Annotated in this window: 16 protein-coding genes; 12 read left to right on the top strand and 4 right to left on the bottom strand. The window is 68.3% G+C overall.

Translation table 11 applies throughout. The features are described from left to right. The 8 genes from AC5Y7E_RS21640 to AC5Y7E_RS21605 all read left to right on the top strand — a co-directional run bounded on the left by AC5Y7E_RS21640 (window position 1) and on the right by AC5Y7E_RS21605 (window position 11,595). On the top strand, window positions 1-2,652 hold the full coding sequence (locus AC5Y7E_RS21640) for a hypothetical protein (RefSeq protein WP_499950691.1): 2,652 nt from the start codon (window positions 1-3) through the stop codon (window positions 2,650-2,652). Window positions 2,653-2,654: 2 nt separating this feature from the next. Next, complete coding sequence (locus AC5Y7E_RS21635; protein WP_499950690.1) at window positions 2,655-4,694, top strand: SaeA-related protein; 2,040 nt, start codon at window positions 2,655-2,657, stop codon at window positions 4,692-4,694. Further along, window positions 4,691-7,180, top strand: coding sequence for a GAP1-N2 domain-containing protein (locus AC5Y7E_RS21630; protein ID WP_499950689.1), 2,490 nt, complete (start codon window positions 4,691-4,693; stop codon window positions 7,178-7,180). The genes AC5Y7E_RS21635 and AC5Y7E_RS21630 overlap by 4 nt, the downstream gene beginning before the upstream one ends. Then, window positions 7,180-8,112: a hypothetical protein gene (locus AC5Y7E_RS21625; protein ID WP_499950688.1), complete on the top strand. Its 933-nt coding sequence runs from the start codon at window positions 7,180-7,182 to the stop codon at window positions 8,110-8,112. The genes AC5Y7E_RS21630 and AC5Y7E_RS21625 overlap by 1 nt, the downstream gene beginning before the upstream one ends. 23 nt (window positions 8,113-8,135) lie before the next feature. Then, window positions 8,136-9,290, top strand: coding sequence for a hypothetical protein (locus AC5Y7E_RS21620; RefSeq protein ID WP_499950740.1), 1,155 nt, complete (start codon window positions 8,136-8,138; stop codon window positions 9,288-9,290). A gap of 153 nt (window positions 9,291-9,443) precedes the next feature. After that, window positions 9,444-10,268: a sensor domain-containing protein gene (locus tag AC5Y7E_RS21615; protein ID WP_499950687.1), complete on the top strand. Its 825-nt coding sequence runs from the start codon at window positions 9,444-9,446 to the stop codon at window positions 10,266-10,268. 3 nt (window positions 10,269-10,271) lie between these two features. After that, the gene (locus tag AC5Y7E_RS21610; protein WP_499915787.1) at window positions 10,272-11,273 is read left to right on the top strand and encodes a sensor domain-containing protein; all 1,002 of its coding nucleotides are present in this window, start codon (window positions 10,272-10,274) and stop codon (window positions 11,271-11,273) included. A 4-nt stretch (window positions 11,274-11,277) separates the two neighbouring features. After that, a complete protein-coding gene (locus tag AC5Y7E_RS21605; RefSeq protein ID WP_499915789.1) occupies window positions 11,278-11,595 on the top strand; it encodes a DUF4190 domain-containing protein in 318 nt (105 codons plus the stop codon). Window positions 11,596-11,613: 18 nt separating this feature from the next. Here the strand turns inward: AC5Y7E_RS21605 and AC5Y7E_RS21600 are convergent, their stop codons facing one another. After that, window positions 11,614-12,369 carry a cutinase family protein gene (locus AC5Y7E_RS21600; protein WP_499950686.1) on the bottom strand — a complete coding sequence of 252 codons (756 nt, stop codon included), beginning with the start codon at window positions 12,367-12,369 and terminating at the stop codon, window positions 11,614-11,616. 215 nt (window positions 12,370-12,584) lie between these two features. Between AC5Y7E_RS21600 and AC5Y7E_RS21595 the strand changes: the two genes are divergently transcribed. Both AC5Y7E_RS21595 and AC5Y7E_RS21590 read left to right on the top strand, forming a co-directional pair. After that, complete coding sequence (locus tag AC5Y7E_RS21595) at window positions 12,585-12,827, top strand: acyl carrier protein (protein WP_499950685.1); 243 nt, start codon at window positions 12,585-12,587, stop codon at window positions 12,825-12,827. A gap of 210 nt (window positions 12,828-13,037) precedes the next feature. Next, complete coding sequence (locus AC5Y7E_RS21590; protein WP_499950684.1) at window positions 13,038-14,525, top strand: flavin-containing monooxygenase; 1,488 nt, start codon at window positions 13,038-13,040, stop codon at window positions 14,523-14,525. Here the strand turns inward: AC5Y7E_RS21590 and AC5Y7E_RS21585 are convergent. From AC5Y7E_RS21585 to AC5Y7E_RS21575, 3 genes are all read right to left on the bottom strand, one after another. Further along, the gene (locus tag AC5Y7E_RS21585; RefSeq protein WP_499915797.1) at window positions 14,522-15,076 is read right to left on the bottom strand and encodes an ester cyclase; all 555 of its coding nucleotides are present in this window, start codon (window positions 15,074-15,076) and stop codon (window positions 14,522-14,524) included. The two genes, AC5Y7E_RS21590 and AC5Y7E_RS21585, sit on opposite strands and share 4 nt — an antisense overlap. 92 nt (window positions 15,077-15,168) lie before the next feature. Beyond that, window positions 15,169-16,476 carry a cytochrome P450 gene (locus AC5Y7E_RS21580; protein WP_499950683.1) on the bottom strand — a complete coding sequence of 436 codons (1,308 nt, stop codon included), beginning with the start codon at window positions 16,474-16,476 and terminating at the stop codon, window positions 15,169-15,171. Between the two features lie 37 nt (window positions 16,477-16,513). Next, the gene (locus AC5Y7E_RS21575; protein ID WP_499915801.1) at window positions 16,514-16,861 is read right to left on the bottom strand and encodes an MmpS family transport accessory protein; all 348 of its coding nucleotides are present in this window, start codon (window positions 16,859-16,861) and stop codon (window positions 16,514-16,516) included. Between the two features lie 83 nt (window positions 16,862-16,944). Between AC5Y7E_RS21575 and AC5Y7E_RS21570 the strand changes: the two genes are divergently transcribed. After that, window positions 16,945-18,030, top strand: a complete 1,086-nt coding sequence (locus AC5Y7E_RS21570; RefSeq protein ID WP_499950682.1) for an NAD(P)H-dependent amine dehydrogenase family protein — start codon at window positions 16,945-16,947, stop codon at window positions 18,028-18,030. Between the two features lie 108 nt (window positions 18,031-18,138). Then, window positions 18,139-19,812 carry an Hsp70 family protein gene (locus AC5Y7E_RS21565; protein ID WP_499950681.1) on the top strand — a complete coding sequence of 558 codons (1,674 nt, stop codon included), beginning with the start codon at window positions 18,139-18,141 and terminating at the stop codon, window positions 19,810-19,812. Window positions 19,813-19,832: the final 20 nt, after the last annotated feature.

Below are 19,832 nucleotides of genomic sequence, written 5' to 3'. Positions count from 1 at the left end.
ATGGCCGCATCCCCCGACACCTCGCTCACCGTGGTCGTGGCCCCGCACCTGCAGACCGACGAGCTTCTGGGCATCCTGTGCGATTACTCGTCCGCCGGGCTGCTGGGCGTCTTCGTCTGGGTGGACGCCGGCGATGCGCGGGGGCCCGCCACAGCGGCGACGATGGTGCGCGATGGCCGGTCGGAAAGCGTTGTGCTGCAACAGGTGTTGACCGCCCAGCATTACGACCGGGTCCGGGTGGCGGTGCTGGTTCCGCTGGATGCGCCGGCCGAGCAGCGGGCGCCGCTGGCCGCCGAGCAGTTCGTCGAACAGGTCGTGCGCAGCACCGCCAGGGGAGCCGCGATGACCCTGCTGCGGATGCTGCTCACCAGCGGGCGCGCCGGCGCCAGTCAGCTCGGCGCGTCGGTGGTGGTGGAGGGCTGGCACAACCTGCTGATCGCACCGGAGGATTCGCCGGCACCCGGGTTGGGTGCGGTGCCGTGGGGGCATCTCGCCGAACCGCTGGATCTGGCCCAGCGCGCCGCGCCGGTGGTCGCGGCGGTGGCCGGTTTGTGGGCCGATGTGCAGCAGACCCCTTTCGACAGTGTGGAGATCCTGCCGGGCCAGACGCTGCGCGCGGTGCGCGCGTTCTACCGCAGCCTCGATACCGCCGAGGTGGAACGCCGGCTGCGGGCGCGGCTGTTCGATCCGGCGGGGCGGCTGCCGCTGCCGCACGGCGGCCAGGTGCCGGTGCTCTACGTCGAGGACGTTGCGGCGGCCACCCAGGCGATGGCCCGCGCGCTGTGGACCAAACATCGCGACGTGCTGCGCGGACCGCGGCTGGGTGCCGACGATGTTGCCACCCAAGCCATTTCGATCTGGGCCGCGCTGAAGATGTTCCTGCGCTTCATGGGCGGCGCTTTGCGCAACGCGCCGTCGGCGTGGTTGTCGGCGGTCAAGGGATCGGTATCGGCGGTGTTGGCCTCGACGGTGCAGGGCACCGTGTTCGGCGGCCGCGAATCGGCGTTCTCGGTGGTGACCAGCAGCCAGCTCGCCGACTGGCAGGACCTGGGCCGCAGCGCCGACACGCTCAACGCCGCCATCGGGGGAACGGCGGGCAACGGTCAACTGGCGCAACAGGATCTGAGCCCGCTGTGGATCGATTTCGTCAACGGCGCCCTCACCCTCGCCGATGGCGGACGCCGCGCGAAGGGGCTCGACCCGATTCAAGTGGGCGCTGGCGTGGGTGTGTTGGCCAACGCGGCCGACGTCGTTCCCAGCCGCGCGGACCGGTTCAGGGCGATCCCGACGTCGCTGGCCGCGGTGATCGGCGTCAGCGACCTGGAGCCTGCCGACGTGCTGGGCGTGGCGGATCTGCGCCAGCGGCTGCAGCGCGCCTACTCCGACCCCGCCGCCGGGGTCGAGGCGCGCGGGGTGTCGACCGAGCTGGAGCGCTGGCAACAGCATGCGTCGAAAAGCTATGCCTGGCAGGCGGGGTCGATTTTGACCGACTTCTTGGGGCGGGCCCGCACCGAGGTGGCGCAGATCGCCGAGCAGATTCAGCGGGCGGCCAGCGAGATCTCGATCGACGAGCGGGTGCGCGCCCGCCAGCAAGCCATCGGCACCATCCTGGCCACGATGACCTGGGCGACCATGGGGGTCCTCGTCGTGCTGGTCGGCCTCGCGGCGGTCGGCTTCACGGGCTGGAAGTACACGTTGATCACCGGCGGAATTTTGCTCGGCCTCTACATCGTGGTGTCGCTGACGTTGTTCCTGTTCGCCCAGCGCGACATGTTCACGTTGATGAATCTGCGGAAATCTCAACAGAATCAGCTCGAGATGATGCAGGCGAACCTGCAGACCGCGCTGCAGGACGTCAGCCGCCTGTCCACCGCGTACGGCCAGTATCTGTCGTGGTGTCGCGTGCTGGGGCCGCTGCTGCGCGCGCCCTTTGGGCCCGCACCCGCGGGGCGCTCGCCGGCGCCGCTGATCTCCGACGGCCTGCCCCGCTGCGCCCAGGTCGGGGTCGCTGACCCCGGCGCGGAGCGCGCCGACGATGCGGCCCATGCCATTCAGCGCCGCCTGTACGCGCTCGGCTGGCTGACCAAGCCGTGGCAGGACATGGTCGCCCACGCCGCGGGCCGGCTACGGGAGGAGCCCGAAATGCTGTATCGGATGCCGGGTTTCAAGACCGCCTCGGGTCTGGACCAATGGTCGGCGGCCGTCGCCTCCGGGCAGGTGCACTCCACCGGCGCCGAGGCGCTATGGCAACGCGTCGAGCAGATGTTCGCCGAGGACAGCCGCGTGGGAAACGCGCTGACCGGTGCCGTCTTCGCTCCCGCGATGGGGCAGCACGTCGGGTCCGAACAGTTCGCCGCCGGTGTCGTCGACCATCGGCCGGGACACGCCGCCCCGTTCGACGGATCGGTGTTCACCGACGCGGCCATGACCGCGAGCCGCTGCGCGGTGGCCATCGATACGGCCGCACTTGCCCGGCCCGGCCTGGGATTTCGGGCCGCGGTGGTGCAGGCCAGCGACGGGCTGGCGCCCTATGACTTCACCCTGTTCGAGGTGCCGCTGGCCGCCGCGTCGGGAGTGGAGATGGAGAAGACCGCGGTGATCACCCACACCGAACACCGCGACGTGCCGCCCGGCGGGGATTTGGTGTTCTAGCCATGCCCGATCCGCAACATGCCGGCGACGCCGACGACCCCCGCCTCAACGCCCTGATCGCGTGGCGCCAGCGCCTGATCGATTCCGGCGCGGTGTCCAAGGCCGGCTTCAAGGAAACCCACCTGCGGCTGATTCTGCGGTCCGGACGCACGGACGTGGAACAGATCCGGGCGATGCTGCCCGGCTCGGTCGCCGAGTACGCCGAGGAGTTGGCGGCCGTTTTGGCCGAGGTGGAGTCGCAGCCGTCGCCGAGCCGGCATCGCCCGGCCGGCCTGTCCGCGGTGGGACCCGACGGTGAACCGACCCACGCCGTAGACAGCACGACGAGCGACGAATTGCCGTTGAATGCAGCCGATTTCGCCGCATACGCCTTCGGTGAGCAGACCGGCCCGCTGGCCGCCGTCACCGTCAGACCGCCACGGCCCGACGACGGCGACACCGCGGGCAGCGAGCTGACCTGGACGCCGTATCTACCGGGCGGCGATGCCGTGGTGATCTACCGGCTGGTCGCGCAGGAGGACAACGCGCCGTACTCGCCGGACCGGGCCCGGCTGGTGGCGGCCACCCACGCGACCACCGCGGCCGACCACGAGCCCTCGGCCGCGGCGGTGCGCTACTACCAGGTGTGGGTCAACGTCGGCAGTACCCGCGCTGAAGCGCTTGCGGCGCAGCCGATCAAGCACGCCGAGGGTGTGGCTGTCAGCCCGGTGCGCGATTGCGTGGTTCGGCAGGACAACGGCAAGGTCATCGGCAGTTGGACGGTGCCTTCGGCGGTCAGCACCGTGTTCGTGTCCCGGATGCTGGCCGAGGAAGCCGGTCGCGAGGGGCCGCAGCATCGGATCTTGCTGGACCGCGACAACCGTGCCGGCTTCGTCGACTCCGACCCGGCCCCGGGGCGGCGCTACGTGTATCGGGTTCGGGCCGCGGTCCCGGTCAACGGCGTGCTGCGACTGGCGGCGCCGGTCGACGCCGAGGTCGAAATCGCCGCCGTCCTAACGCCGGTCACCGATTTGATGGTGACGTCGGCGCCGGGGGCCACCGACGGTTTCGAGCTCACCTGGCAGGCGCCGGCCGCCGGCGAGGTGGTGATCTATCGAAGTCAGAAGGGCCCGGCCGCCGGCGCCGAGGCCAATGACCTGCCCGAGGCCGCGCTCGAGCAGGTCGGACTGACCCCGGATTTGCGCCTGACGCAACCGATTACCCAGCAGGCCGCTCCCGACGGGCGGCCGCGGTCGATGATGTCGGGGGTGTCGTGGCCGACGGACTGGAGCCGCGCCTACTTCACCCCGGTCACGGTGCTGGCGGGTCGTGCGTTGCTGGGCAAGACTTTCTGTTCGGTGCGCACCGGGGTCATCCGGGATGTCGAGCTGGCCGAGTACTGCAACAAGCAGGTCTTGACGTTCGACTGGCCGCAGGGCGCCGCCGTCGTCGTGGTGTATCTGGCCCCCAAGGGCTATGACCCGCGCAACGGTTTGACCGGCACGTCCTACGAAATCACCGTCGAGCAGTACGAGAAGTACGGCGGCCTGCAACTGCCCAACGGCAAACTGCCGGTGAGCGGGTGTTCCCTGCACCTGGCCCCGGTGGCGTTCTCCGCCGGCCGCCGGGCCATCGGGACCGTGCGCAGCATCGAATACGCGGGCCTGTTGCGGTTGCAGTACGCGGTGCAGTTGAGCCGCGATCCGCACGGACAGCCGTCGCACGCCACCATCTACATGCGGTCCGAATACGAAGTGCCGGGTTCACCGGCATTCGTCTTGATCAACAACCCCGACCGAATTCCGTTGTCGCCCACCGACGGCGAGGCGCTGGACGCCGCGCCGCTGGACGCACAGGGCGGCCTGGCGGCCACCCCCTCCAAGGAACTGCGATGGTCGGCCCTGACCACCGCCGGCACCGCCGAGCCCTGGGCCGTCGACCTGCGAGGCCGACGCGGATGGATCCGACTGTTCGTCAACACGCCCTCGGCTGCGAGGCTGCGCACCATCGCGCTGCTGGACCCGCCGGTGCACAGCCTCCGTTTGAGCGTGGGCGCGCCGTGACCCCGCGCTACGGCCAGTTGGCCTACACGAGTTTCGACCAGCCGGGCGGCGCGGGCGGCTGGCAGGTCAAGCAGACCACCGGGGACTTGTCGCCCGAGGAAACACAACGCCTCGCGTCCGGTGTCCGCACCGCGTTTCGGCCCGTCACCCCGCTGCCCGACTACCCGACCCCGGAACAGCTGGACGCGGCGCCACGCCGACTGGAGTATCGGCGCTGGGCCGGCGACGCGGCCGGCTACTGGCACACCGTCGCCGCCGGCGCCGACAGCACGGGGCGCCCGGGCAACGTGTTCGCCCACGTATTGCTGGACCGGGCACCGGATTCCGCGCCGCGGCTGAGGCCCATTCAGCGGTGGGGCTCGTCCGCCTGGCTACGTCCGTTCGGTGCCGCGGCCGTCGAGCGCGCCGCCCTGCCCGCCGACCCGCCGGGCGCAGCGCACCTCGTCACCCGGGAAAGCGCGATCGCGTTCGCGCTGGACACCACGACCTGGCGGGTCGGCACCCTGCTCGGGCTGCTCGACGCGGTGGCGGCGGCCCTCGATGGCGGCGCGCCCGTCGTCCTGGGTACCGTCTCCGTCGACTCCGCCGCGCAGTGGATCGGCCTGGTGAGTTTTTTGATGTCACCGGGAACCGCGGCCACCCTGAACTTCAGCACCTTCGACCGCGCCGACCAGCTCGGCTCGGCGCAGCACGCCATCGCGCACCTGACCGCGGTGCCCATCGGTGACTTGGACACGCTGCCAACGGGTTTCGTCGTCATCGACGAGACCGCGACGCTGTCGCTGGGGGAGCTGGGTGGCGAACCCCATCGGACCGCGGCCGGTCAGGCGATCGACGTCACCGCCTGGTCGGTGATGGCGCAAGAGGTGCTACTCGACCCGCAATCGGCACTGGCGATGCTCGACGAACTCGACCGCCGGGCCGCCCAAACCGACGATCGGGGCCTGCACCCGGCCTGGCCATTGGCGGTCACGATCGCCGCCGACGAAGATTTCGCGGCCGCCCATCCCGAGGCCAACGCGATCATCACCGCCCACTCGCCGGCCGGCATCACTCCCGGGTCTCCGACCGAACGCCTTGTCGACGAGGCGCTTTCGGCCCTGGTCGGCCACACCACGCCCGACGCGTGGAAGGCGGCCGAACAGAACCTGCCCGGGTTCGCCGGCGAACACGCCGCGCTGACCTACCTGTGCCGCGCGATCGGCGACGACACCTGGCTGGATCAGCTCGGCCCGATCCCATTGAGCGTCAACACCTATCACGGCCGTGCGGTTCCCGAACCGCTGACGGCCGCGCTGGGCCCGGCGCTGGAGCGGGCCGGCGCCGCCGGTGACCCGCAGCGGCTGCTCAAGCTGGTCGACCTGCTACTGAGAGCGGGCGTCGACGACGATCGCCTGACTCAGGCCCTCACCGAAGGCGTCGCGGCCCAGCTCGCCGACCCGCACACCGGGCCCACGCTGGCCCGGCGGTTGACGCACCGGCTCGGCCCCGAAACCCGGATCGCCGCGGCCGCCGCGGCGCTGCGCCTGAGTTGTGAACGCGCCACGCCGATCAGCGACGCCGTGCTCGATTGGTTCGCCGATGGATCGACCATGCCCGCGGCGGCCGAACTGCTTGGCGCGCAACCGTGGGACGCGACGTGGACGCGAGCTGCGGTGTGCGGCATGCGCGCCGAACGCAACCCCGTTGAGGCGGATCGCTTCGCCGAGCTCTGGTGGCTCGCGGCCAACGGGTCGCCGCGCCGCGACGAGCTGGCGGCCCAACGGATCTGGGATCCCACCCAGCTGCTGGCGGCGGGCGGCGCCACAATGAGCACCGCCGCGCTGTTGCCGACCCTGCTGGGGGCGCCCGACAGTGAATCACTGGCCCGGTTGGCCGACGAGATCACCGGCGCTAACAACGATGACCTCGCGGTGGCATGCGCGGCGCTGCGGATGGTCGATCCGGCATCCTGGGTGCAGCGCGGCTACCTCAACACTCATCAGAATGCTTATGCCGGGCTGTGGGACACGGCACTACGCGAGATCGGGCCTGAGCGAATACATCCCGACTGCGCGGTGCGGGTGACGGTGTTCGCGGCCGTGGGCTTGATCGCGGGACAGCCGCGACCGGTTGCGGCGGGCCGGCTGGCCGGCGACCCGCTGGTGGCCGGCGCGGCGACCGAGCAGGTGCTGGCCCTGGCGGAGAGCGAGATCGTCACGGCCACCGAGGTTGTGGCGGCCAGCCTGTTGCGCACCGACGCCGCCGAGCCGGGCGACGCCGTCGATGGCGTGCTGGCCGCGGCCGCCGCCGCGGTGACGGCGAGACGGCCGTTCAGCGATGACGACCAGGAGGGGGTGCTCGCGGTGATGATGCGGATGGTCGGCAGCAACGATGCGGCGCCGCCGCGGCGCTACCGGAAGCTGGTGAACACGGCGCTGACCCGCCGCGCCGACGGGCTTGCGCCGCAGACGGCCCCGCCGGCCCAGATGTGGAGGAACCGCTGATGCCGATCTACGCCCTGACCGCACGTAATCAACGCGCGCACATACCCGTTGGGCCGCTTTCGGTGTCGATCAGTGGTGCGGTCCGCGACGCGACGCTCGACATCCAGGGCGCACCGGGCCAACCCGTCGTGCGCTCGAGCCCTCATCATGTCGTTTTGCCCTCGCTCACCGGTCCCGTCACCGTCGCCGTCCGGCCCGCATTCACCACGCAGTTCGGTGCCGGCGCCGTGGTGCACCTGGCGATCGCGCACGATGTGCCCGACGAAGCCGACCCGGTGCAGGTGCTGTTCGATCCGGTGGATGTCAGCGGCGACACCACGGTGGTGTTCGCCGAGCTGCGTCCGGCCGGTCACCATATCGAAGTCGCCGTCACCGCCGCCGCCGACACGGCGCTGAGCCCGCTGGCGGCAGCGGCGCGCACGTCCGCGCGGCGGCTCATCGGCCGCGACCGCAAGCAGGCCCACGCCGAACTGGTTGTCGCGCTGAACAGTTCGGCGTCGATGCGGCCCTGGTTCGCCGACGGCAGCGCGGCGGCCGCCACCGACGTGGCGGTCGGGGTGGCCGATGCCCTCGGGATTCACGACGTCGCCGCGGTCCTCGTCGGCGCCGATGTCACCAAGGTCCCAGTGGACGGTCATGCTCCCGGACCGGGGCTGGGGTTGGCCGAGGCGGTTCGCAAGGTGCAGCCGCGATGGTCGGCGGGTGCGCGCTGGTCGCGGCTGCGGACCGACATCGCCACCGTGGCCTGTTCGGACTTCCCGGCCAGCGGCGTGCACAGCGGATTCGCCTTGATCACCCTGTCGGATGACCGCCGTGCCGCCGGGCCACGGCTGCCGGCACCGCGGTCGGGGCAAGATGCCACCGCCGAACTGCTGGCGCATCCGCAGGTGCTCGACGAGATCGCCGCCGGCCTTGTTCGGGCGCTGACATGACCGCTCCGACCGCCCCGGCGATATTGACGAAATGTCCACGCTGCTTTGGGCTTCTGGATCCCGATCATCACCTGTGGACGCTCGCGCCCGCCAGCGGCGCGCCCCGCTACCACGACGAGGTCGGCTCGGCGTTCCTGGGCGCCAAGGCCGACATCGGCCCGATGTTCCGGTGGGATCGACCGCCCGGATACAACGGCCCGCCGCCACCGAACATCGCCGCGCAGGCGCTGCGCGGCCCCGTCCTCGAGATCTGCCCGGTCTGCCATTTCACCCTGCCCGACCGGTGGCGGGAGGGTCAGGCCTATTGCATCGCGATGGCGGGGGCCCGCGCCACCGGCAAGAGCCTCTACATCGGCGTGCTGGTCCGCCAGCTGCAGCTGTTGTGCGAACACCTCGGGTTCGCGATGGCGCCCGCGACCCGCTCGACCGCCGTCGCCTACGCCACCCATTACGAGACACCGCTGTTCGTGCAGCGCGGTCTCATCCCGCCGACGCCCACGATGATGACCCAGACCTCGACCCAGCGCGAGCCGCTGATCTTCAGCCTGGGCACGTGGCACGGCATTCAGCGCTACCTGGTGTTGCGCGACGTCGCCGGTGAGGATATGGAGTCCGGGAACCTGCATTCACCTCCGTTTCGGTTCTTCAGCAACGCCGAGGCCGTGTTCTTCATGTTCGATCCGCTTCGGGTGCAATCGATTCGGGATCAGCTGCAGGACCTGCTGCCCCCGCAGATGGTGAGCGGCGGGGACCCGCGCGGCGTGCTGAACAACGTGATGATGGCCATCGGTTCCGGTGAACCGCGGCTCGCGGTCATCTTGTCGAAGTTCGACGCCCTCCGGGCGCTGCGGGATGTCGACGGGTCCGAGTGGAGCATGGTGATGTCCAACGCCGGGGCCGCCTATCTGCGTGATCCCTCGGATTCCGTGCTCTACGACGACAACGACGGTCAGCTGCTGCACGAGGAGGTCCGCAGCCTGCTCACCCGGCTCAACGCCGGCTCGATCATCGCCGGAGTCGAAAACCCCTCCACCCCGAGGCGGTTGAGACATCGGTTCTTCGTCGTCTCCGCCCTCGGCCAGCCACCCAGCGGGCAGCGCCTACACGCGCGGGGCATTGCCCCGTTTCGCTGCGTCGACCCGGTCCGCTGGGTGACTTCGAGTTTCGGTGTGCTCTAGGCAGTCGCGAACATGACGATCCCACCTCGAAACCCGTTCGAGCACAATCCGTTCGGCGGCACCCCGTTCGGCAGCAATCCCGCCGCGCCTCCGGTGTCTTCGACGCCGACGGCACCGCCGCCGGACCGTCCACCGGTCAACGTCCTGGCGACGTTGTCGGTGGTGTTCGCGTTCGTGTTCGCCCCCGTCGGTGCCGCCCTGGGGCACCTGAGCCTTCGGCAGATCCGGCGCACCGGGCAGCGCGGTCGCGATCGGGCACTGGTCGGGACGGTGCTGTCGTATGCGGTGATCGTCGTCGTGGTCGGAGTTTCGGTGGTGTGGGGTTTGCAGCCCTCGGGCGCTCCGGCGCACATCGCCGCGCCCACCACCACCACAGCGGCGCCGATAGTGAAACCGGCCGATTTACCTGCACTGATCCCCAGCCTCGATGACGTTAAAGTCATCACCGGTGAGCAGACCCTGACGATCGGCGGAGCATCGCACCAGCCGCAGCCGGCCCTGGAAACCCTCGACCGACCGGAGTGTAGGGGAGCCCTTGACGTTGGCGTGCCGGAACTTTATAACGGCGGTGCGATGCAAGGCTTCTACGTCGCAATGTATGTCGAAGGGGCAGGGGGCGATTCATACAATACGGTCACGGTGGGCCCGGGCGTCGCGTCGTTCGTCGACGGAGCCGCGGCGCGAACAGAGCTGACGAAATTCCTCTCAGTGTGGCGCCAATGTAACGGAGCTTCAGTGAAAGACACCTGGCCGAACAAAGCGCCGTTCATGATTTCGGTGACTGGGCCGCTCGACGTCGGGAACGGCATCAGCACAGTCGAACTGGCATCGGAGGCGTCGCTGAATGTGCACGCGGTCGCCGCCAAGGCAAACGTCTTCATCGACCTGCTGGTGTCCTACACCGGCAACGGCACCGACCGCGCCCGGCAAGCCGCCGTGGACGTCGCCAACCAGATACTCAACAAGATTCCGAGCTGAGCCATGACGAATCCACAGGAACCCTCCGGGCCCAATGCCTTCGGTGGCAACCCCTTTGGTGGTGCTCCGTACGGCGGAATGCCGCCCGGCCCGCCGATCTACACGGCGCCGCCACCGCAGCGGCCGCGCACCAACATCTTTGCCACGATGTCGGTGGTGTTCGCGTTCGTCTTCGCCCCCGCCGGGGCGGTGCTGGGGCATCTAGGTCTCAAGCAGATACGCCGCTCCGGCGAGCGGGGCCGCGATCGCGCGATCGTCGGGCTGATGCTGTCGTACGCGGTCATCACGCTGACGGTGGTGGCCGTGGTGGCCTGGGCATCGCAGACCGACAGCGGGCCGTCCCGGACGGCGTCAACCACGAGTAGGGCAGCATCAACCACTTCTGCGCCGTCCTCGCCCATGGTCACGCCCACGGGCCTGCCCGGACTGCTGCCGACCATCGACGACGTCAAACGGTTCATGGGGATCCCCAACCTCGTTGCCCTTCCGCCCACCTACAAGCCGGGCCCGGACTCCGACAGCGCCTCCGTTGATCGCCCCGAGTGCTGGCCGGTGATGGGCGGCGGCGCTCCGAACAGTGATATGCAGGCCCTCGTCGGCTATTACGGCTTGGTGCTGATCGACGACCACGACGTACCGGCCCTGAAGGAAGCGGGACAGGTGGTCATGGCCTTTCGTGACCCGCCGGCAGCGCAGCGACAATTGACGAATCTGGTGTCGATATGGCGAAAATGTGGAGGCTCGACGATGAACATCCTGCCGCCCCCGGGTAAGCAGTCGCCGCCGGTGGCGGTGACCATGGGCGTCCCCTCCGACGCCGGAAACGGCATCACGGTCATGGTTTTGACCACGCAGGGCCCGGCAATGCGATCTCGTAACGATCGCGCGATCGTCGCCAAGAACAATGTGGTGGTGGACATCAACGTCGTGCTGGTGGACACCGATCGGGGCGAGCAAGCCGCCCTGGACATCGCCAACTACATCCTGGGCAAGATCCCGAGTTGAGCCGATGACGAATCCCTTTGGCCCCGGCCCGTTTCAGCCCAATCCGTTCGGCGCGGGTGCGCCTGGCCCGCATCCAGTACCGCAGCCACCTCCTGGCCCGCCGCGGGACGAAGCCAATGTGTTGGCGACGCTGTCGGTGGTGTTTGCGTTCGTCTTCGCCCCAGCGGGGTTGATCCTGGGGCATCTGGGGTTAGCCCAGATTCGCCAGACGGGCCAGCGTGGTCGCGAGCGTGCCTTGGTCGGGGTGACGCTGTCGTACGTGTTCATCACCGCGTTGGTGGTCGCGCTGATCGTCGCGGCCGTCATGCCCGAGACGATCTAGCTCAGGCCGCCCGGCCGCTCAGGTGCCGAATCCTCCCGCCGGCGACGCGACCGGAGCCGGCCCGCCCATACCGAGGTGGCTGGAGGCGAAGCTGACGCCTTTGTCGATCATGGCGCCGTCGTCGGCGTAGGTGTCGTGGGCGGAGAAGTTCATGCCGTCGGAGCAGACGGGGTCTTCGGTGGCGCACACTTTGACGGTCTTGTCTTGGTAGAGCGGGCCGATGACCACGGGGGGTTCGCCCAGGAAGTTCATCGCCCGCACGTTGGGCATGCCGAAGAGCACGACCGAGGAGACGTGGCTGGCGACGTCGGGGGACAGCGGTTTGGGCACGGTGTTGGGGTCGATGCCCTCGGGTACGGCGGCGGAGGTGACAAAGCCCATCACGGCCGCGCCCTGGGAGTAGCCGCCGAGCACCATTTTGGTGTTGGGGCAGTCGTGGGCCATCGAATTGACATGGGCGCCTGCGTCTCTGACGCCGTCGATGCCGGTGTCCCATTGGTCGCTGGCGGGGTAGTTGACCGGGTAGACGTCGAAGGAGCGTCCGCCCACGCGCTGGCGCAGGGAGTCGACGAAGGCTTGGCCGGTGGGGCCGACGCCGGGCGCTTCGCCGGTGCCGCGGGCGAACACCACTTGCACATCCGGACACTGGGCCGACGCGGAGGGGACGACCGACGTGGACACGGCCGAAACGGCCACGCCCGCCGCCGCGAGAACTACTGCTGAACCGAGGAGACGAAGAGATTGACGTGCGTTCATGGCATCGAAAATGCCCATGCCAGCCCTCCCAAAACTGTCAAGTTGCCAACCATTGAGTGATGTTTTCCTGTATACCGCGGTAGATGGCGGCGGCGTCGCCGCCATCGGACCGGTGCGGCCGTCGCGCAGCGGCTTGCCGAAAAAACCATTCGAGTCGTCGTTTGGTGTTGTCCATTCAGGGTAGCCGGAGACGGCGAGTACCAGATCGGCGCTCAGTGTCAGGAGGTGGCGACATGGCAACGGGTGAAACGGGATTCGACGACGTAACTTTCGATCTTATTTCCCTTCAATATCACTCGCTGAAGGCGGGGCACGATTATGGCCAGTACGCGCGTGACGCGAAGAACGCGGGTTTGGAGGATGTCGAGTCTTTCTTCAACGAAGTAATGGCTCAGGACTCCGAACGCGCCCGGCGATGCCACGATTTTCTGGGCCGACTACAGGGGACGTCCGCGGCCGGGCCGGCCACAAGATGACGACTGCGGCGCGTTGACACGCCGTTTACGCGGTTAATCACCCGGTTGACCAGGCATGGTGACGTGTCGACGGATTGACCCAGTTGTGTCGACAAGATCACATACTGGCAAAGCTCGGATGCGCTCGGCGTGGCGCCCTATTAGAGTCGCGTATCTTAGGGAAAGCTTATGATTCCTTAAGTACGCAATCACGTAGCACGGAGCGAGGCTGTGAACACGGAGCGTTTCGACGCGATCATCGTAGGCGCAGGTTTCGGCGGCATCGGCGCCGCTATTCAGCTGAAGCGCCTCGGATTTGACAACTTCATCATCCTCGACCGCGAGGACGACCTGGGTGGCACTTGGCACGTAAACCACTACCCGGGCATCGCTGTCGACATTCCCTCCACTACGTACTCGTACTGGTTCGAGCCCAAGCCGGACTGGTCACGGCTGTTTGCGCCGGGTGCCGAGGTGAAGGCTTACGCGCAGGACGTGGCCACCAAGTACGACGTGCGCCGCCACATGCGGTTCAACACGACCGTCGAGGGCGCCCAGTGGGACGACGACGCCGCCGAGTGGCGGGTCGCGCTGGCGGGCGGCGAAACGCTGAAAACACGCTTCCTGATCACCGCCACCGGATTCCTGTCCCAGCCGCGCATGCCGGACATCCCGGGCATCGCGAGTTTCCAAGGGAAGGTGGTCCACACCACGGCGTGGGACCACGGCTACAGCTACGCGGGGCGGCGCATTGCGGTCATCGGGACGGGCGCGTCCGCCGTGCAGGTCGTCCCGGAGCTGGCCAAGGAGGCCGGCGAGCTGACCGTCTACCAACGCACCGCGACACACGTGATCCCCAAGGTCGACTTCGAGTTCTCCCCGGCGGTGCGTCGCCTGTTCGCTCGGGTGCCGGCGGCGCAGCGCGCGCTGCGCTGGGTGACCGACATCATCCTCGAGATCATCATGGTCGTGGGCGCGCTGCACTTCCGGGAGTCACGGGGGCGCGGCAACATTTCGGCCTCCGACCTGGCCAAGATGTCCCGATTCCGGTGGATCCGGGACAAGGAACTGCGCGCCAAGTTGACGCCGGACTACGACATGGGCTGCAAGCGGCCCACCTTTTCCAACGGCTTCTATCGCGCTTTCACCAAGCCGCACGTGCACCTGGAGACCAACTCGATCGAACGGATCGAGCACGACGGCATCGTCACCGCAGACGGGCGCAAGACCGTCATCGACACGCTGGTGCTGGCGACCGGGTTCGACCTGTGGGAGGCCAACTTCCCGGCCATCGAGGTTGTCGGGCGCAAGGGCCGCAATCTGGGTAAGTGGTGGCGAGAGACCAGGTTTCAGGCCTACCAGGGCGTCTCCATGCCCTTCTTCCCGAACTACTTGGGCTTGGCAAGCCCGTTCGCCTTCTCCGGACTGTCCTTCTTCCACACCATCGAATACCAGATGCGGCACATGGACCGGCTGCTCGGCGAGGTCAAGCGGCGCGGCGCGACGACCTTCGAGGTGACCGAGGAGGCCACCGACCGATTCATGGATCGGATGACCAAACTGCTGGACAACTCCGTGTTCTACGCCGGTAACTGCGCCACGTCGCGTTCGTACTACTTCAGCCCCAGCGGTGAGGCGTCGCTGCTGCGGCCGACGTCGACGCTCAATTCAGTGCGAGAATCCCGGGCCTTTCCTCTCAGCGACTACATGATCTCCTAGCCCGCAAAGGCGCGCGTGTCGGTCAGCGCCGGGTCCGGCTTTTCAGACGACATCGACAAGAACCCGCGCAGGCAGCGCGCGGCCAGCCACCAATTGGCCGGCCTCTTCATGTCCAGCCCACCCAGCAGCTGCTTGATCATGGTCAGCGTGTCGAAGTAGATACGTTCGCAGACAAGGGTTTCCGTGTCGTCGAAGACGAAGTACGCGGTCATGCGGACGCGGAACCGGCTGCCCGTGGGCGGGACCTTGCCCAGGTAGCCGCGGTGCGTGCCCATCAGCCAGAACTCGACGATCACCGCGTCGGCGCTGTGGCGCACCGCGATGATTTCGTGGTCCTGGTCGGGAAACGCGGTCCGCGTATAGGCGTAGTACTCGCGCACCGCCTCGTCGCCGTCGTGCACCAGCATCTGGGGGATCAGCTCGTAGCGCGGATGGGGAAAGGTCGACAAGACGTCGTCCCAGGCTTGGCGAACCTCGTCGTGGAAGTGGTCGAGCACGAGTTTTTGGCGGGCGGCCAGCACCTCGGCGGCCGGAAACGCGGGAATGGTCACGTGGTCAGCGTAAGCCCCGAATCCGCTCGCGCATGCGCTGTCGGATTCGAGAAGGCGATATAGCTTCGCACAGAGGGGAATTGGGCCCGGGGCTACCGGGGCGGGGTCCAGGCCACCGGCAGGGTTTTGATGCCGTGGATGAACTGCGACAGCAGTCGCGCGGGCTCGTCCGTCGCGACGATGTCGGGTATCTCGCGGCGCAATTCGTCGAAGACGACCCTGATCTCACGGCGAGCCAGGTTGGCGCCGAGGCAGAAATGGGCTCCGCCGCCGCCGAAACCGAAGTGCGGATTGGGTGTGCGGGCGACGTCGAAAACCCAGGGATCGTTGAACGTCGACTCGTCGCGGTTTGCCGAGTTGTACCACAGCGTGGCCTTGTCGCCGGCCTTCATCTTGGTGCCGCCGAGCTTGAAGTCCCGGGTCAAGGTGCGTCGCATGTAGATCACCGGGGAGGCCCACCGCACGATCTCCTCGACGGCGGTGGGGGTCAGGCGGTCGAAGTTTGACCACCACTTCTCCCGCTCGGCGGGGTAACGGGACAACGCCAGCACACCGTGGCTGATCGCGTTGCGCGTCGTCTCGTTGCCGGCTACCACCAGCAGGATGAAGAAGGACGCGATCTCCGCCGAGGACAGCCGTTCCCCGTCGACCTCGGCCTCCACCAGGCTGGTGGTCAGGTCGTCGTGGTGGTTGGTTCGCCGGTCCTCGGCCAGCGCGCTGGCGTAGGCGCCGATGTCCATCGACACCTGAAGGAACTCGTTGAAATCCGTGGCCAGATCCGGGTCGCCGAACCCCAAAATCACATTGGTCCAATGGAATATGCGCTGATAATCGTCTTCGGGGATGCCCATCATGTCGCAGATGACCTGCAAGGGCAGGGGACCGGCGAGCTCGCTGACCAGCTCGGCCTCTCCCTCGGGATGATTGGCGACCAGCGACGCGACCAGCCGGCGGGCCCGCTCGCGGACCGACGCCTCGATGCGCGCCACCACTTTCGGGGTGAACGCGCGGCTCACGATCGAGCGCAGCCGCTGGTGCCGCGGATCGTCCAGCACGATCATCGAACCGAAGTATTCGCTGATCTCCGGCGTGTTGTCGTTGATGGTGATGTTGGGGCTGGAGCTGAAGATTTCGGGGTGACGGCTCGCGAAGTACACGTCATCGTGTTTGGTCAGCGCCCAATGCCCGCCACCGGGTTCGAAGCCCTCGTACTCGATCGCGGGCCAGAACGAGATCGGCGCCTCGCGGCGCAGTGTGGCGAAGGCGCCGTCGCGGATGTCGTCGTCCAACCCCCAGAAGTCCAGCGAGTCGAGATGGATGTCGGCGAGCGAAATGTCGGACGGTGGCGCCCCGTTCGTCCGCGGCGCCAGGGCGTTCTTGGGACCCGTCTTGAGGCTCATCTAGACCTCCTTCGAGGTGGCAAAGGGGAGCGCTGGGTCAGTGCGTGCAGACCGTTCTGGCGGGCGTACCGGTGGTTGCCGTCGCGGCGCTCACCACGTTGCCGTCCAGCAGGATCTTGCAGGAAATCGGGCCGGGCCCCTGCGCGCTGATGGTGAACACTTCCCCGCCAAAGCCGGTGAACTCCGTCGACCAGGGCAGCGGCGCGTTCACCTGGTGCAGTTGCCCGTCGTCGGTTTGGTAGTAGATGAACTCGGCGACCGCGGGCCCGTTGACCTCATAGCGGACCTTCGGCATCTGGGGCAGGGCGTGGGCCACGCCGCACGCGTTCGCGAATCCGAAACCGACGGCCAACAGGACCGAAGGTCCGGTGAGGTGCTTCATCATGAATTGCATCGTGTCACCACGAGCGACGGTAGGGAAGCTTAATGTGAAGTTCGGCTGGTAAGGCGGAAAGGTGGCGTAAACGCATGGCGGAACACGGCTCAAAGCGAGTGGTGGTGTACGGAACCGGCTTCGTCGGCAAGATGGTGATCGCCGAGATCGTCAAGCATCCGTTGTTCGAGTTGGTCGGCGTCGGCGTCAGCAATCCCGGCAAGGTCGGCCGCGATGTGGGCGAGATTTGCGGGCTGCCCGAGCCGGTCGGGATCACCGCCACCGACGACGTCGATGCGCTGATCGCCCTGAAGCCCGATGCGCTGGTTCACTACGGCCCGACCGCGATGCATGCCAAGGAGAACATCTCGCTGATCACCCGGTTCCTGCGGGCCGGCATCGACGTGTGCTCGACGGCGATGACGCCGTGGGTCTGGCCCACCATGAGCCTCAACCCGCCGAACTGGATCCAGCCGATCACCGAGGCGTGCGAGCTGGGGGAGTCGTCCTGCTTCACCACCGGCATCGATCCCGGGTTCGCCAACGACCTGTTTCCGATGACCTTGATGGGCCTGTGCTCCGAGGTGCGCCGGGTCCGGGCTTCGGAGTTGCTCGACTACACCAACTACGAGGGCGACTACGAATTCGAGATGGGCATCGGCCGCGAGCCGGAGTTCAAACCGATGCTGGAAGACCGCGACATGCTGATCTTCGCCTGGGGCGCCACCGTCCCGATGATCGCGCACGCCGCCGGCATCATGCTCGACGAAATCACCACCACCTGGGACAAGTGGGTGACCCCGACGGAGCGCAACTCGGCCAGGGGCGTCATCAAGCCAGGGCACGTGGCCGCGGTCCGGTTCACCATCAACGGCGTCTACCAGGGCGAGACCCGCATCCAGCTCGAGCACGTCAACCGGATCGGGCTCGACGCGGCCCCCGACTGGCCCACCGGCCACGACAACGACGTCTACCGCGTGGACATCGAGGGCACCCCGAGCATCTTCCAGGAGACGGCGTTCCGCTTCACCGACGGTTCGGGCCGGGACGCGGCCGCGGCCGGATGCCTGGCGACCGGCCTGCGCGCACTCAATGCCGTCCCCGCCGTCAACGACCTGCGGCCGGGCTGGGTCACCCCCCTCGACCTGCCGCTGATCGCCGGCGAGGGCAGCATCCGCTGACGGCACACAGCGGGCGCATAGCCGCCGCTGACACGGAATACAGACTGCGGCGGCACAATGACGCCTAGCCGGATGCGAGTTGGTGCTGTGGATACGGGGAATCGGGATATGGCCAATGGAGTCGGGACAGCGCTGGGCTTGTCGATCGGATCCACCAACCTCGCGGCCGTCACCAGCGACAACGCCATCACTCGCAAGCCCGTTCTGACGCTCTATCCGGATCGTCCCGCCGAGGTCGGCATCCCCGCGGAGAACCCCGGACTGCGGGGGCCGGGCGTGGTGATCACCGGCTTCGTCAACCGTGTCGGCGACGCGCGTGGCGTCGTGGCGGTCGACGGCTCCGTGCACCGCAGCGAGATATTGATCGCCGACGCGTTGCGGGCGCTCGCGCACGCCGCCACCGGCGGCCATGCCGTGCCCGACGACGTCGCGGTGACGTATCCGGCGCACTGGGAGTCACACGCTGTGGATGTCCTCGGCGCCGCCCTGAGCGAGGTCCCCGAATGGTCGCAACGGGCGCGCCCCATCCTGCTGATCCCCGACGCCGCGGCGACGCTGCTCGCCGTGCGCACCAATCCGGGCATACCGCCGGGCGGAACCGTGGCGGTCTGCGATTTCGGCGGCAGCGGCACCAACATCACGTTGATGGACGCCGGCGGGGACTACCGCGCGCTGGCCCCGACCGTTCGGCACCGCGATTTCTGCGGCGACCTGGTCGATCAGGCGCTGCTGGGCGTCGCCATCGCCAACATGCCGACCACCGGTGCGTTCCCGACGGGCACCGCGGCGATCGGCTCGCTGAGCCGCCTGCGCAGCGCGTGCCGGATCGCCAAGGAACAGCTGTCCTCGAGCATGGTCGCCACGCTGACCGACGGGCTGACCGGTACGCGCGGTGAAGTCCGGCTCACCCGGCACGAACTTGACGACGCGATCCGCCCTCCACTGGGCGGCGTGATCGCGGCGCTGGAAGAAGCGTTGACGCGTAACGGAATTCGCGACCTCGTCGCGATAGTCTCGACGGGTGGTGGGGCGAACCTGCCGACGGTCATCACCTCGCTGTCTAGGCATTTCCGCGTTCCCGTGGCAACGACGCCGCGCCCGCAGCTCACGGCCGCGGTCGGCGCCGCGTTGCGGGTGGCGCACGGTCCCGGCGACGCCGGCGCGACGCTCTCCGCACCCGCGGCGCCCGCCGCCGTGACCGCCGCGCCCGCCGCCGTGACCGTTCGGACGTCGGCGCGGCCGGATCCGCGCACGGAAGCGACCGCGAGCGCCGAGCCGACCGGGGTGGCCGAGGCCGCACCCGAAACCGCCACACGCAAGAAGCTGTCTGCTCGAGGGCATCTGCTGCCGGCGGCGGCAATAATCATCACGGTCGCGGCGGTGCTGCTGGTCGGGACCGCCGTGGCGATCGGCCTGACCTCGCAGAACAAATCGGCGACCACACCAACGCCGATCCGGAGCACGGCGCCGGCGGCGCCCAACAGCGCAACCGGCCAACCCGCCGCGCCGCCACCGGAAGTTCCGGTGCCGTCAACTTCCGACACCACGCCACCCGCCGAGACCGAGACGCCGATGACCACCACACCCGGGGCGACTCCCCAGGCAGCCCCACCGGCGGCGCCCGCGCGTCCTGCGACTCCGCGCAGGGTGGCGGCCCCACCGATTCCCCCCATTCCGGGCGTCAACGAACCCATTCCCGGGCTCGACCGAGTCAACGAGATCATTCAGGGGATCGCGGGCAACCTGGGGATCAGCGGATTGGGGCCGCTGCCCGGGCATTGAGTTCGGGAATTTCCTTCCGG

Source organism: Mycobacterium sp. NGS17, from assembly GCF_059813205.1.
Note: the sequence above shows the minus strand (reverse complement) of the source record. Positions and strands in the feature narration are given on the sequence as shown.

Bases quoted from the DNA above. Each gene is read 5' to 3' on its own strand.
- AC5Y7E_RS21575 (WP_499915801.1), bottom strand. From the start codon at position 16,861: ATGATGAAGCACCTCACCGGACCTTCGGTCCTGTTGGCCGTCGGTTTC.
- AC5Y7E_RS21600 (WP_499950686.1), bottom strand. From the start codon at position 12,369: ATGGGCATTTTCGATGCCATGAACGCACGTCAATCTCTTCGTCTCCTC.
- AC5Y7E_RS21595 (WP_499950685.1), top strand. From the start codon at position 12,585: ATGGCAACGGGTGAAACGGGATTCGACGACGTAACTTTCGATCTTATT.
- AC5Y7E_RS21625 (WP_499950688.1), top strand. From the start codon at position 7,180: ATGCCGATCTACGCCCTGACCGCACGTAATCAACGCGCGCACATACCC.
- AC5Y7E_RS21610 (WP_499915787.1), top strand. From the start codon at position 10,272: ATGACGAATCCACAGGAACCCTCCGGGCCCAATGCCTTCGGTGGCAAC.
- AC5Y7E_RS21570 (WP_499950682.1), top strand. From the start codon at position 16,945: ATGGCGGAACACGGCTCAAAGCGAGTGGTGGTGTACGGAACCGGCTTC.
- AC5Y7E_RS21605 (WP_499915789.1), top strand. From the start codon at position 11,278: ATGACGAATCCCTTTGGCCCCGGCCCGTTTCAGCCCAATCCGTTCGGC.
- AC5Y7E_RS21565 (WP_499950681.1), top strand. From the start codon at position 18,139: ATGGCCAATGGAGTCGGGACAGCGCTGGGCTTGTCGATCGGATCCACC.
- AC5Y7E_RS21640 (WP_499950691.1), top strand. From the start codon at position 1: ATGGCCGCATCCCCCGACACCTCGCTCACCGTGGTCGTGGCCCCGCAC.
- AC5Y7E_RS21580 (WP_499950683.1), bottom strand. From the start codon at position 16,476: ATGAGCCTCAAGACGGGTCCCAAGAACGCCCTGGCGCCGCGGACGAAC.
- AC5Y7E_RS21635 (WP_499950690.1), top strand. From the start codon at position 2,655: ATGCCCGATCCGCAACATGCCGGCGACGCCGACGACCCCCGCCTCAAC.